Below are 12,721 nucleotides of genomic sequence, written 5' to 3'. Positions count from 1 at the left end.
AGGTGCGGAGGGCGTCACCGGCCGCGTCTCACAGGGTCAGTTCGGGGTGGAGCCGGTCCAGCGTCCACACCTGCCGCCTGCGGGCGGAGACGGCGGTCAGGGCCAGGGCGCCCACCGTGAACGCGGTCAGGACCGCGCAGGCCTGCCAGACGGGCCCGATCCCGCCGCCCGTGATCAGCCGGCGCAGTGCCTCGACCACGTAGCTCATCGGCAGGAAGGGGTGGATCGCGTTGAAGAAGGCCGGGCTGGTCTGGACGGGGTACGTGCCGCCCGCCGAGGTCAGCTGGAGCATCAGCACGGCGAGCACCAGGATGCGGCCGGCCGCGCCGAAGCGGGCGTTGAGCCACTGGATGATCGCGGCGAAGCAGCAGGTGACCAGGGCGAGGAAGCCGACGGTCCCGGCGGCCCGGTCCATCTGGAGGCCGAGGCCCCAGTGCAGGACCGACATGAGCGCGCCGACCTGGAGGATGCCGAGCGCGGCCACCGGGAGCCAGCCCGCGAGGGCGATCCGCCAGGCGGAGCCGCCGGCGGCGAGGGCCCGCCGGTTCAGCGGCTGGATGATCATGTACGCGACCATCGCGCCGACCCAGAGGGAGAGCGGGATGAAGTACGGGGCGAAGCCGGTGCCGTAGTTCGGCGCCTTGTGCAGCGACTGGGAGGCCAGCTGTACCGGGTCGGCCATGACCTCCGTACGCCGGTCGCGGTCCTGCTGGTCGTAGTCGGGGATCTGGGCGACGCCGTCCTTCAGGCCGGCGGCGAGGCTTCCGGAGCCGTCGGCCAGCTTGAACAGGCCGCCGTCCAGGTCGCCCGCGCCCTTCTTCAGCTTGCCGACGCCGGTGTCGAGGTTCACGGAACCGGCCTTGGCGTCGGTGATGCCGGTGTGCAGCCGGTCCGCGCCCGCCGCGACCTTCTTCGCGCCCGTGTTGAGCTCGTTGATCTTCTTGACGGCTCCCTCCAGGTCCTCGTCGAGGTGCGGGGCGCGGGCGGCCAGGTCGTCGGCCTGCTTCTTGAGTGTGACGAGCCGGGCGTCCAGGGTCTTGAGGTCGGCGCTGTTGTCCTTGGCCAGCTGCTGGATGTCGTCGGCGATGACGGCCACGTCCCCGGCGCTGACCGTCGCCTCCTTGAGGACCCCGCACACCCTGGCGTCGGGCTCGGGATTGTCCACGCACTCCTCGCGGTGGAGCGTGGCCAGACCGGTGTCGGCCTTGTGCGCGGCGGTGCGGATCAGCGGGGCGCGCTTCACCAGGTCGGCCAGGTCGTGCCGGGCGGCCGTGGCGGAGTCGGAGACCAGTCGGGCGGTGTCGCGGATCGACCGGCCGTTGTCCGCGAGGTAGGGGCGGACCTTGTCGGCGGTGCCGTTCACCTTGTCGGCGAGGGCCTGGGTGCCGTCGGCGACCTTGCGGGAGCCGCTCTCCAGGTCCTTCGCGCCCTTGTCGAGCTTCTTCAGGCCAGCGGCGAGGTCGCCGCTGCCGGTCTTGGCGGTCGTGAGGCCGTCCGCCAGGTCCTTGGAGCCCTTCTTCGCCTGGTCCACGCCCTGCTTGAGGTCGCCCGCGCCCTTGGCCGCCTTGGCGGTCGCGTCGTGGATGCCGGAGAAGGAGATGAAGATCTTGTCGAGGAAGGTGCGGGAGGACTTCGTGGAGGCGGCGGTGCGCACCTCGGAGAAGACCGTCCGGGAGATCTGGCCGACGATGTAGTTGTTGGAGTCGTTGGTCCGCACCCGCAGGGCGCCGGTCTCGGGCGCGTCGCCGGAGCTGGAGGCGATGCGGGAGCTGAAGTCGCCGGGCATGGTCAGGGACAGGTAGTACGTGCCGTCCTCGACGCCCTTGCGCGCCTCGGCGTCGCTCACCCGGTGCCAGTCGAAGGTCCTGCTCTCCAGGAGCCCTTCGGTGATGTCGTCGCCGACGTTGATCGCCTTGCCGTCCGCGGTGGCGCCGCGGTCCTCGTTGACGAGGGCGACGGGGATCTTGTCGAGCCTGCCGTACGGGTCCCAGAACGAGTACAGGTACAGGGCGCCGTACAGCAGCGGCAGCAGCAGGATCGCGACGAGCGCGGCGCGCGGCAGCTTTCCCCTGCCGAAGCGCCTCAGCTCAAGCGCGGCCAGTTTCGGCGAGCGCATCGGCCGCCCCCTCCTCGGTCGTGTCTTCGGTGTCGTGCTCGGGGGCGCTCCCGGTCCTGGCGGCGGGCTCGGCCTCGGCCGTCTCGGGCGCGGGCTCGGTCGGCTCCGGCTCCGCCGCTCCGTCGAGGGTGGTGATCCGCAGGGCGTCCTCGGGGGCCTCGCTGCACACGGCGAGTACGGTCGTCCCGGCGGCGGCCAGGGAACGCAGCAGCTCCCACGCCGCTGCCCGGTCGGCGTCCGAGAGCTTCAGGTCCGTGTCGTCCACGGCGAGCAGCCGGGGCCGGCCGATCAGAGCCAGGGCGATCGAGAGCCGGAGCGCTTCGAGCCGCTCCAGGTCCCGTACGGAGGTCCGCTCGCCCTTCGGCAGGGCGGCCAGGTCGAGACCGGCGGCCGTCACGGCCTCCTCGATCCGGGACCGGGCCGTCGCCGCCCGCTCGGCCGGGCGCCGCAGCAGGGCCCGGAAGGAGCCGTCGAAACGGCGCTGGAGCAGGGCCCGCTCGCGCAGGTGCTCGGCGACCGTGAAGGCGGGGTCGAGCTCGCTGACGCCGGGGACCTGCCCGAGGGCGCTGATCCGGCGCACGGCCGCCATCTTCCGCGGCAGCGGCAGACCGCCGACCTCGGCGGTGCCCTCCTTGGCCTTCATCCGGCCGGTGAGCGCGAGCAGCAGACAGGTGCGGCCCGATCCCGACGGTCCCTCGATCGCCACCAGCGCACCCGGCTCGGCCCGGAAGGAGACCTTCCGGAAGGCCCAGCCGCGCGGCCCCTTCAGCCCGAACCCGTCCGCGACGACGGCGGCGCCGTGCGGCCGCTCCTCGGCTTCCGCTCCCACGGGTCCCACCCCCCGATTCCCCTTTTTGAACTGACTGGTCAGTGCAAAAGTTACCGCGTGCCGGGATTTCAGGCAAAACACCAGGTCAGCGCGATTGTCAGTGGGGCGGTGCACGATGAACACATACGGCCACAAGGCCGTCACGCGACGACAGGAGGACTCGTCATGGCAAGCCCTTCCGCAGCAGCCGCGCCCCGCCGCCACCCCGACGGCCGCCCCGCCCCCGCACGGTCCGGACCCGCGTCCGACATCCACCCCGTCCCGCGCCGCACCACCGCCCCGCCCGCCGCCCTCGACCTCCTCGCCAAGGCCCGCGCCGGACTGGTCGAGGCGACCGCCCTCGACCGCCCCCACGAGCGGTACGCCGCCGCGCACCTCGCCGCCCTCCGGGCCGCCGCCGCCGTCCTCGCCGCCCGCGCCAGACCCGAGACCCACCCCCGCCGCCGGCAGCGGATAAGGAGCGCCTGGGAACTCCTCGCCGAGCTGGCGCCCGAGCTGACCGAGTGGAGCGCCCTCTTCGCCGCCGGAGCCCAGCGCCGGGCCCGCGCCGAGGCCGGGATCGCGAGCGCCGCGACCCGGCGCGAGGCCGACGACCTGCTCAGGGACGCCGCGCTCTTCCTCCGCCTGGTCGAGCGGCTGCTCGCCCTCCGGCCGGTGCTGCCCCGCCAGCCCGGGACGGACGAGCCGGGAGGATGATCCGAAAGCGGGGGACCAGGCCATAGGGTGGGGAGCGTCCGTACCCGTCACCGAGGAGTCAACAGCCGTGCCGGACCCTTCCCCTGTCTTCGGTCGAGAGGCGACGTCGCGCCCGTCGCGCGCCTCCCTGCGCACCGCCGTCGTCTGGGACGTTCTCAAGGACGCCCTCGACCGCCGGGTCGAGGCCACCGGGAAGGACGGCCTCGACGTCCTCGACACGGGCGGCGGCTCCGGCAACTTCGCGGTGCCGGTCGCCCGCCTCGGCCACCGGGTCACCGTCGTCGACCCCAGCCCCAACGCGCTGTTCGCGCTGGAGCGCCGGGCCGCCGAGGCCGGGGTCGCCGACCTCGTCACCGGCGTCCAGGGGGACATCAGCGGTCTCTTCGACGTCGTCGGGCGCGAGAGCTTCGACATCGTGCTCTGCCACGGCGTCCTGGAATACGTCGACGACCCGGCCGAGGGCGTGCGGAACGCCGTGGCGGCGCTCCGGTCCGACGGCGCCCTCAGCCTGCTCGCCGCCGGCCTCGGCGGCGCCGTCCTGGCCCGCGCCCTCGCCGGCCACTTCACCGAGGCCCGGCACGCGCTCGGCGACCCGGCGGGCCGCTGGGGCGCCGGCGACCCGGTGCCCCGGCGCTTCACCGCCGAGCAGCTCACCGAGCTGGCCGACGAGGCCGGCCTGGAGGTCGGCGCGGTGCACGGCGTCCGGGTCTTCGCCGACCTGGTCCCCGGGGTCCTCGTCGACACCGAACCCGGTGCCGCCGAGGCCCTGCTCAAGCTGGAGGCGGCCGCTGCCGAGCTGCCCTCCTTCCACGCCATCGCCACCCAGTTGCACGTGCTGGGCGAGAAGCGGGCCTGACCGGGACGGTCACCCGTTCGGCGGTGCGGGCGGTGGTGCTCCATGGAGTACGCCACAGCCCGCCCGGTAAGGGGCTCCGCCCCGTATGATCGGGGGACAGCATCCGGCATGACGGACGAGGGGCTGGGGAATCAACGCCTCAGCAACCGATCCGCATGGCGGCCCGGATTGGCTATTCGGCATTGTGGGCGGGTTTCACGGGGGCGATTCCCTGCCTATCCTGAAAGGGCCGCAAACCGGTCGCCCCCGCGACCGACGACTAGGAGGACTCCGTGCCGCTCTCGGAGCACGAGCAGCGAATGCTCGAGCAGATGGAGCGAGCGCTGTACGCCGAAGATCCCAAGTTCGCGACAGCGCTCGAGGGAAGCGGACTGCGTACGTACACCCGGCGACGGGTCTACCAGGCAGTCGCCGGCTTCCTGGTGGGTATCGCGCTCCTCATGGCCGGAATGGTCGCACAGCAGATCTGGATCAGCGTGGTGGGGTTCCTCGTCATGCTGGGCTGCGCGGTCCTGGCCGTCACCGGTTGGCGCAAGTCGCCCAAGCCGGGTGAGCAGCAGGCCAGTGGTGGGGGAATGGCGGCCGGAGGCCGTCAGACCCGGCAGCGACGCTCCATGATGAACCGGATGGAAGAGCGGTGGCAGCGCCGCCGCGACGAGCAGGGCGGCGGCCACTGACGGCCCCCTGAGCGGAGGCCCCGCACCCCTCTGTACGACCGAGCCCCGTGGAGCCCGCGCCTCAGCGCGGACCCCACGGGGCTCGGTCGTTCCCGTGTCGTCGTGTCCGTGGTGCGTGGTGGGTGGTGCGTGGTGCGGGGGCTCGTGGCGACGAGCCCCCGCACCACCCCGCCGTCAGCCCGTCTCGCGTGACGCCCTGCGGAACGGGGCCGTCACCCGGGCCACCAGCTCCTGGCGGCGCAGCGCCCAGGCCGTCGTCGTCCGCGACCAGCGGTCCGCCGTCGACCAGCGCAGCCGGGCCGCCGAGCGGGGTGCGAGGAGTGCGCGGAGGCGGGCACGGCGGTCCGCCGCCGCGTGGAAGCCCGCCCGGATCCGGCCGGCCTCCTCCGCGAGGCCCGCGGCAGGTGCCGGACGCGGCGCGTACAGCACCTCCTCCACCGCCCGTGCCACCCGGTGCACCGCGGCCTCGGCCTCGCCGCCCAGCTCGCCCAGGCGGACGATCCGGGCCGCCGTCGTCCTCGGCGTCCGTGCCTCGTCCGGCTCGACCCCGTAGTCCCAGGCCGTGTCGTTGATCTCCTCCCAGACCGCGAGCGTCCGTGCCGCCGCCTCCTCGGGGCCGCGGGTTCCGGCCGGACCGAGCCGGCGGGCCCGCACCCGGGTCCGCCAGAGCAGCGGGAGGAAGGGGAGCGTGAGGACGACGAGGATCCCGAGCGTCACCAGGAACACCGTCAGCGGGTCCGGGCCCGAGCCGTCCGAGGCCGCACCACCCGCCGCCGCGTCCGGGCCGCAGTCGCCGAGGCGGCGCATCTGCGGCGTGCAGCTCTCCGAGGCGCTCGGCGCGGCGGACGGCTGCGCGGAGGCGCTCTGCTGGGGCTGCGAGGGACCGGTGGCCGTGCCCGAGGGCGTGTCGGCCCTGGTGTAGCCGGGGGTGGAACCCCGCGAGGGCGTCGGCTCGAACCGGGTCCACCCGGCGCCCTCGAAGTACAGCTCGGGCCAGGCGTGCGCGTCCCGGATGCCGACCGAGACCGATCCGTCGGTCTGCGTGGTGCCGGGCATGAAGCCCACCGCGACCCGCGCCGGGATACCGAGCGAGCGGGCCATCGCCGCCATCGAGAAGGAGAAGTGGACGCAGAAGCCCTCCTTGTCCTTCAGGAACCGGGAGATCGCCTGCACCCCGCTGCCCGACACCACGTCGACGTCGTAGCGGAAGCCGCCGTCCCTGGCGAACCAGTCCTGGAGCTTCACCGCCCGTTCGTAGTCGTTGCGGGCGCCCTTGGTGACGTTCAGGGCCGTGCTCTTCACGTCCTCCGGCAGCGAAGCGGGCACCTTGGTGTACTCGCGGCGCAGCTTGTCAGGGGCCGGCGGGGCCGCGGCCAGCTGCTCGGCGGTCGGCTGCACGTCGAGGCTGGTGACCTGGTAGCGGGCGCCGCGGGTGGTCTGCTTGTCGTCGCCGACGAGCATCCGCCCGGTCGGCTCGTACCGCCAGCGTCCCCCGATGTCGACCCGGGCGGCCGGGTACGGCATCGGCAGCCACTTCTGCTCGTACCCGTCGGAGGCGACGAAGTTGCTGGTCACCTCGGTGGCCCGGACGTCCTGGGCGAGTCCCTGCGGCCAGGGCAGCTGCTCGGGCACGTCCTCGATCGGGCGGACCGAGGACTTCCACGAGGTGCCGTCGAACTGGTCGAGGGCGACGAGCCGCAGATACATCCCGGAGTTCTCGCGGGCGTTGGTCCGGTAGCGCAGGACCTCCCGGTCCTCCGGCTGGCGCAGGTTGTCCTGGAGGGAGACCAGCGGGTTCACGGCCGAGATCGTGCCGCCCTTGCCGGTCCCGCCCGTCCCCTCGCCACCGCCGCCGCCGAGCAGACCGCCGGTGAAGCCGGGCAGCGCGAACGGCACGACCATCGCGACGCCCATGGCCACGGCGCCGATCCGGCGGCCGGTGCGGGCCGGCGCGAAGGCGCTGCCGCCGGTCGCGACGGCGGACCCGGAACGGCCGGAGCGCTGGGCCCCGCCGAAGACCCGCCCCCACGCCGAGAGCCGGTCGCGGCCCTCGGCGAGGAGCAGCAGCAGATAGCCGGAGGCCGCGAGGAGGAACCAGAGCCAGCCCGCGCCGCCGCCCGAGAGCCCGGCCGCGACCGAGTACAGGGCGAGCAGCGGAAGACCGGCCGGGGCCGCCCTGCGGAAGGTGACCGCGAGGGTGTCCACGAGGAGGCCGATCCCGACGACTCCGCCCACCAGCATCAGCCGGATGCCCTCGGTGTCCGGTGCGGGGATCGCGTACCGCCCGACGTCCTCGGCGCCCGCCCGGAACAGGTCGGCGGCGTGCGTGAAGACCTGCGGGCCGGGCAGGAACCAGAGGACCGCCTGCTCCCTGGCGAAGATCGCGGTCAGTACGAGCACCGTGACGAGGAGCTGGGCGAGCACCGTCAGCGGCCGGGCCAGCGGCGCCCGTCGGGCCAGCGTGCCCACCCCGCTCACCAGCGCGAGCACGAAGGCCGCCGTGAAGATCCAGGTGGCCGGCTTCACCAGTGGGAGCAGCGCTCCCGCGCCCATCAGGGTGGCGGCCCAGGCGGCCAGGGTCAGCCGTGCGCGCCCGCTCATGACCATCCTCCGTAGGTGTCGGCGGCGGACTCGGCCCGCATTCCGGCCGCCTGCTGCCACAGGTCGGCGAGCCGGGCGCCGGGCGGTACGGGCAGCGCCGTCCAGCCCGCCTCCCGCAGCTGCCGCACCCGGTCCTCGACGGCCCCGGCGACGGCGCCGCCGGTCAGCCAGGTACCGGAGTCCAGGACGAAGGCGACGGCCGCACCGGCGCGTCCGCGCATCCGGGCGGTCAGTGCCGCCTGTTCCTCGTCGAGGTCCCCGACGAAGGCGACGAGCAGCCCCTCGTCGCCGCCGCGCAGCGCGTCGGAGGCGCGGGAGAGACCGCCGCCCTCGGAGTGGTCGACCACCGCGAGGGTGTCCATCATCAGACCGGCCGACTCGGCCGAGTCCTGTGCCGGGGCGGCGAAGCCCTCGGACCCCTCGCCGGGAACCGTGCTGCCGGTGTCGGTGACCAGCCGCACGGCGTAGCCGCGCTCCAGCATGTGGACGAGGGCGGAGGCGGCGCCGGAGACCGCCCATTCGAAGGCGGAGTCGGGGCCGGAGCCCTGGTAGGCGACCCGGCGGGTGTCGAGGAGGACCGTGCAGCGGGCCCGCTGCGGCTGCTCCTCGCGGCGGACCATCAGCTCGCCGTAGCGGGCGGTGGAGCGCCAGTGCACCCGGCGCAGGTCGTCGCCGTGGCGGTAGGCGCGCGGGATGATGTCGTCGTCGCCCGCGAGGGCGAGCGAGCGCTGCTGTCCGTCGCCGTGCCCCAGGGACTCGCCGACGAGCTTCACCGGCGGCAGGGCCTCCGTCCTGGGCACGACGGTGAGGGTGTCGTACGCGCTGAAGGACCGGGTCAGCTCGCACATCCCGAAGGGGTCGTTCAGCCGCAGCTGGAGCGGTCCGAGCGGGAAGCGTCCGCGCAGGTCGGAGCGGACCCGGTAGGACACCTCGCGCCGCCCGCCCGCCTCGACCCGGTCGAGGACGAAGCGGGGGCGGGGCCCCAGCATGTACGGCACGTGGTCCTGGAGCATCAGGAGCCCGGTGGGCAGCTTGGAGACGTTCTCCATCCGCAGCTGCACCCGGGCCTCGGAGCCGGCCTCCACCCGCTGCGGGGTGAGCCGGCGGGAGGCCGCGACCCGGTAGCGGGTGCGGTGCAGCACGAGGACGCAGATCAGCGGCAGCGTGGCGAGCAGCAGCCCGACCCGCAGCAGATCGGCCTGGCCGAGGACGTACGCGCAGACGGCGGCGGCCACCCCGGCGGCGAGGAAGGAACGGCCGCGGGTGGTGAGACCGCCGAGGGCGGTCCGCAGACCGCCCCGGTCGTCCTCGTCGCCCCGCTGCCCGTCGGGCACGGCGGTGCCACCCATCACAGCCGCCGGGCGCCGGGCTGCTGGCCGTAGAGCGGTCCGGCGGGCGGGGTGGCGGCCGGGACGGGGATGCGCTGCAGGATGTCCTGGACGACCTGCTCGGCGGTGCGCCGGTTCAGCTGGGCCTGCGCCGTCGGCAGCAGCCGGTGGGCGAGGACGGGCGCGGCGAGGGCCTGGAGGTCGTCGGGCAGCACGTACTCGCGGCCGCTCAGCGCGGCGGAGGCCTTCGCGGCCCGCAGCAGGTGCAGCGTGGCCCGGGGGGAGGCGCCGAGCCGCAGGTCGGCGTGGGTGCGGGTGGCGGCGACGATGTCGACCGCGTACCGGCGTACGGAGTCGGCGACGTGCACCGCGCGCACCGCCTCGACCAGCTTCAGGATGTCGTGGGCGTGGGCGACCGGCTGGAGGTCGTCCAGCGGGGAGACCGAGCCGTGCACGTCGAGCATCCGGAGCTCGGCCTCGGCGCTCGGGTAGCCGATGGAGACCCGGGCCATGAAGCGGTCGCGCTGGGCCTCGGGCAGCGGGTAGGTGCCCTCCATCTCGACCGGGTTCTGCGTGGCGACCACCATGAACGGGCTGGGCAGCTCGTAGGTCTGGCCGTCGACGGTGACCTGGCGCTCCTCCATGGACTCCAGGAGCGCGGACTGCGTCTTCGGCGAGGCGCGGTTGATCTCGTCGCCGATCACGATCTGCGCGAAGATCGCGCCCGGCTTGAACTCGAAGTCCCTTCGCTGCTGGTCGAAGATCGACACGCCCGTGACGTCCGAGGGCAGCAGGTCGGGGGTGAACTGGATGCGGCGCACCGAGCAGTCGATGGACCGGGCCAGGGTCTTGGCGAGCATGGTCTTGCCGACGCCGGGGACATCCTCGATGAGGAGGTGTCCCTCGGCGAGCAGCACGGTCAGCGAAAGCCGTACGACCTCGGGCTTGCCCTCGATCACGCTCTCCACCGACCTGCGGACACGCTCCACGGTGGTGGTCAGATCAGTGAGGCTCGCTCGATCGTCATAGGTCGTCACCCGGCCCTCCTCGGCCTTCCGGAACAGGGACACCTGCCCCCGTGGGATCTCCGGGGGGTGTCACCCGAGCATTCTTGTTCGCGGGGCCGGGTCGTGTCACTCGCCCGCGGACAAGTGCGGAGGGAATGCCGGGGTTTGGGTGCTTACGCCGGGTCGGAAGACGGTTCGGCGGTCGACCCGGCGGACGGTGCGGCCACCGGCTCGGCCGACGGATCGATCTCGCGCAGGAGACCCGTCGTCACATCGAAGACGAAGCCCCGGACGTCGTCGGCGTGCAGCAGGAAGGGGGAGGTCCGCACCCGCTGCATCGACTGCCGGACGTCCTGGTCCACGTCACGGAAGGCCTCGACGGCCCAGGCCGGACGCTGCCCGACCTCGTCCTCCAGCTCGTGCCGGAAGTCCTCGGTCAGCGATTCCAGACCGCAGTTCGTGTGGTGCACCAGCATCACGCTGCGGGTGCCGAGGGCGCGCTGGCTGATGGTGAGCGAGCGGATGACGTCGTCGGTGACGACCCCGCCGGCGTTGCGGATGGTGTGGCAGTCGCCGAGCTCGAGGCCGAGGGCCGCGTGCAGGTCGAGACGGGCGTCCATGCAGGCGACGACGGCGACGCGCAGCACGGGCCGCGCGTCCATTCCGGGGTCGGTGAAATCGGCGGCGTAGTGCGCGTTCGCCCCGACGAGACGGTCGGTGACCGTGCCGCCGGTGCGTATGGCGTCGGCAGAGGAGTGCGCGGAGGTCGACATGGTTCCGACGTTAATGGTCACAGGCCTCGCAGGCCCGCTGTGAGAGCGGACAAAGAACCGCAATGAGCCTTGTTGTGAGCTAACCCACAGGCGCCGACGGTGTGGCCCCGAACGAGTGAGCAGTCCGGAATGTCCGGCCGGCCGGCCGGCGCCGTGCGACGCGCCAGCCGGTTGATTGACCGGCGCGTCCGGTGGACTAAAGTGACGCGAAGTTCACGGAGACAACGAGCGATTTCCGCGGTTTCTCCCCCGTGTGTGCGGCGGTACCTACGGCTCGGCCTCCTCCCGCTCGCCGGTCACCTCCGCGCCGGATCTGAGAGGGCGCATTGAGCAACGACCGACACGTCCCGGTCATGCTCCAGCGGTGCCTGGACATGCTGGCCCCCGCCCTGGAGCGCCCCGGCGCGGTCGTCGTCGACTGCACCCTGGGCCTCGGCGGCCACAGCGAGGCACTCCTGAAGCGGTTCCCCGAGGTGCGGCTCGTCGCCCTCGACCGCGACAAGGAGGCCCTGCGGCTCTCCGGCGAGCGGCTCGCCCCTTACGGAGAGCGCGCCACGCTCGTGCACGCCGTCTACGACGAGCTGCCCGAGGTCCTCGACCGGCTCGGCCTCCCCACCGTCGACGGCGTCCTCTTCGACCTCGGCGTCTCCTCGATGCAGCTGGACGAGGCCGACCGCGGCTTCGCCTACGCCCAGGACGCCCCGCTCGACATGCGCATGGACCAGACGACCGGCATCAGCGCCGCCGAGGTCCTCAACACCTACCCGCCCGGCGAGCTGGTCCGCATCCTCCGCGCGTACGGCGAGGAGAAGCAGGCCAAGCGGATCGTCTCCGCGGTCGTGCGCGAGCGCGACAAGGAGCCGTTCACCAACAGCGCCCGGCTCGTCGAGCTGATCCGTGACTCGCTGCCGCAGGCCGCCAAGCGCACCGGCGGCAACCCGGCCAAGCGCACCTTCCAGGCCCTGCGCATCGAGGTCAACCGCGAGCTCGACAGCGTCGAGAAGGCGATCCCGGCGGCGGTGGCGGCCATCGGCGTCGGCGGCCGGGTCGTCGTCCTCTCGTACCAGTCGCTGGAGGACCGCATCGTCAAGCAGGTCTTCGCGGCCGGCGCGGCCACCACCGCCCCGCCCGGACTGCCGGTCGTCCCCGAGAAGTACCAGCCCCGGCTGAAACTGCTCACCCGGGGCGCCGAGCTGCCCACCGAGGAGGAGGTCGCCGAGAACCGGCGCGCCGCCCCGGCCCGGCTCCGGGGCGCCGAACGCATCCGGGAGGACGTCCGGTGAGCACGGCGAAGGGGCCCCTCAAAGGGCGGGCCGCGCGGCTCGGACGGCTCATGCCCTCCGGGCCCAGCACGGCGGCCCGCACCCCCTTCGTCCTGCTCGTCGTGGTGCTGCTCGGTGGCGGCCTGATCACCCTGCTCCTGCTGAACTCGGCCCTCAACCAGGGCTCCTTCCAGCTGAACGAGCTCAAGAACAGGACCACCGAGCTGACCGACGAGGAGCAGGCGCTCCAGCGGGACGTCGACGACTACGCGGCGCCCGACGCCCTGGAGCGCCGGGCCCGCGAGCTGGGCATGGTGCCCGGCGGCAGCCCCGCCTTCCTCGGCCCCGACGGCAAGGTGCTCGGCAGGCCCTCGGAGGCGGTCGCCCCGGAGCCGAGCCCGACACCGAAGCCGATCACGAAGCCGGCCCCGACCGAGCCCCCGAAGCCACCGGCGAACACCGGCACCTCGGCGAACACCGGGACCTCCGCCGCCACCGGTCCGGGCCCCGGCGGCACCGGCCGACGGACAGAGCCCACAGCCGCCCGCCCCCGACCCTCCGGCAGGTGACCGAGCA

At 73.5% G+C, this 12,721-nt stretch carries 11 protein-coding genes; 5 read left to right on the top strand and 6 right to left on the bottom strand.

Features of this window, described 5'->3' with window-relative positions:
• Window positions 1-28 precede the first annotated feature (28 nt).
• A complete protein-coding gene (locus V4Y03_RS08255; RefSeq protein ID WP_332434493.1) occupies window positions 29-2,116 on the bottom strand; it encodes a YhgE/Pip domain-containing protein in 2,088 nt (695 codons plus the stop codon).
• Window positions 2,088-2,945, bottom strand: a complete 858-nt coding sequence (locus V4Y03_RS08250; RefSeq protein WP_332434492.1) for an ATP-binding cassette domain-containing protein — start codon at window positions 2,943-2,945, stop codon at window positions 2,088-2,090. The genes V4Y03_RS08255 and V4Y03_RS08250 overlap by 29 nt, the downstream gene beginning before the upstream one ends.
• A gap of 165 nt (window positions 2,946-3,110) precedes the next feature.
• Between V4Y03_RS08250 and V4Y03_RS08245 the strand changes: the two genes are divergently transcribed.
• The 3 genes from V4Y03_RS08245 (at window position 3,111) to V4Y03_RS08235 (ending at window position 5,174) form a co-directional block, all read left to right on the top strand.
• Window positions 3,111-3,641, top strand: a complete 531-nt coding sequence (locus V4Y03_RS08245; protein ID WP_332434491.1) for an SAV_6107 family HEPN domain-containing protein — start codon at window positions 3,111-3,113, stop codon at window positions 3,639-3,641.
• A gap of 67 nt (window positions 3,642-3,708) precedes the next feature.
• The gene (locus V4Y03_RS08240) at window positions 3,709-4,497 is read left to right on the top strand and encodes a class I SAM-dependent methyltransferase (RefSeq protein ID WP_332434490.1); all 789 of its coding nucleotides are present in this window, start codon (window positions 3,709-3,711) and stop codon (window positions 4,495-4,497) included.
• A gap of 272 nt (window positions 4,498-4,769) precedes the next feature.
• Complete coding sequence (locus V4Y03_RS08235; RefSeq protein WP_332434489.1) at window positions 4,770-5,174, top strand: DUF3040 domain-containing protein; 405 nt, start codon at window positions 4,770-4,772, stop codon at window positions 5,172-5,174.
• Between the two features lie 174 nt (window positions 5,175-5,348).
• Here V4Y03_RS08235 and V4Y03_RS08230 read toward each other — a convergent pair whose 3' ends face one another.
• From V4Y03_RS08230 to V4Y03_RS08215, 4 genes are all read right to left on the bottom strand, one after another.
• Complete coding sequence (locus tag V4Y03_RS08230) at window positions 5,349-7,775, bottom strand: transglutaminase TgpA family protein (RefSeq protein ID WP_332434488.1); 2,427 nt, start codon at window positions 7,773-7,775, stop codon at window positions 5,349-5,351.
• A complete protein-coding gene (locus V4Y03_RS08225; RefSeq protein WP_332434487.1) occupies window positions 7,772-9,124 on the bottom strand; it encodes a DUF58 domain-containing protein in 1,353 nt (450 codons plus the stop codon). Before V4Y03_RS08225 ends, V4Y03_RS08230 begins: the two co-directional genes overlap by 4 nt.
• Window positions 9,124-10,140 (bottom strand): AAA family ATPase, encoded by a 1,017-nt coding sequence (locus V4Y03_RS08220; protein ID WP_332434486.1) that lies wholly within the window; start codon window positions 10,138-10,140, stop codon window positions 9,124-9,126. Before V4Y03_RS08220 ends, V4Y03_RS08225 begins: the two co-directional genes overlap by 1 nt.
• Window positions 10,141-10,283: 143 nt before the next feature.
• Window positions 10,284-10,883 (bottom strand): beta-class carbonic anhydrase, encoded by a 600-nt coding sequence (locus V4Y03_RS08215; protein WP_317878058.1) that lies wholly within the window; start codon window positions 10,881-10,883, stop codon window positions 10,284-10,286.
• Window positions 10,884-11,209: 326 nt separating this feature from the next.
• On the opposite strand from V4Y03_RS08215, the gene rsmH reads away from it, so the two are divergent.
• Together rsmH and V4Y03_RS08205 are read left to right on the top strand one after the other, a co-directional pair.
• On the top strand, window positions 11,210-12,166 hold the full coding sequence (gene rsmH, locus V4Y03_RS08210) for a 16S rRNA (cytosine(1402)-N(4))-methyltransferase RsmH (protein WP_317878059.1): 957 nt from the start codon (window positions 11,210-11,212) through the stop codon (window positions 12,164-12,166).
• Window positions 12,163-12,714, top strand: a complete 552-nt coding sequence (locus V4Y03_RS08205) for an FtsB family cell division protein (RefSeq protein ID WP_443079759.1) — start codon at window positions 12,163-12,165, stop codon at window positions 12,712-12,714. The genes rsmH and V4Y03_RS08205 overlap by 4 nt, the downstream gene beginning before the upstream one ends.
• Window positions 12,715-12,721: the final 7 nt, after the last annotated feature.

The organism is Streptomyces sp. P9-A4, from assembly GCF_036634195.1.
Lineage (GTDB): Bacteria > Actinomycetota > Actinomycetes > Streptomycetales > Streptomycetaceae > Streptomyces.
Note: the sequence above shows the minus strand (reverse complement) of the source record. Positions and strands in the feature narration are given on the sequence as shown.

Excerpts from the sequence above, each read along its gene's own strand:
- V4Y03_RS08255 (WP_332434493.1), bottom strand. The coding sequence starts at position 2,116 with ATGCGCTCGCCGAAACTGGCCGCGCTTGAGCTGAGGCGCTTCGGCAGG.
- V4Y03_RS08245 (WP_332434491.1), top strand. The coding sequence starts at position 3,111 with ATGGCAAGCCCTTCCGCAGCAGCCGCGCCCCGCCGCCACCCCGACGGC.
- V4Y03_RS08230 (WP_332434488.1), bottom strand. The coding sequence starts at position 7,775 with ATGAGCGGGCGCGCACGGCTGACCCTGGCCGCCTGGGCCGCCACCCTG.
- V4Y03_RS08225 (WP_332434487.1), bottom strand. The coding sequence starts at position 9,124 with ATGGGTGGCACCGCCGTGCCCGACGGGCAGCGGGGCGACGAGGACGAC.
- V4Y03_RS08215 (WP_317878058.1), bottom strand. The coding sequence starts at position 10,883 with ATGTCGACCTCCGCGCACTCCTCTGCCGACGCCATACGCACCGGCGGC.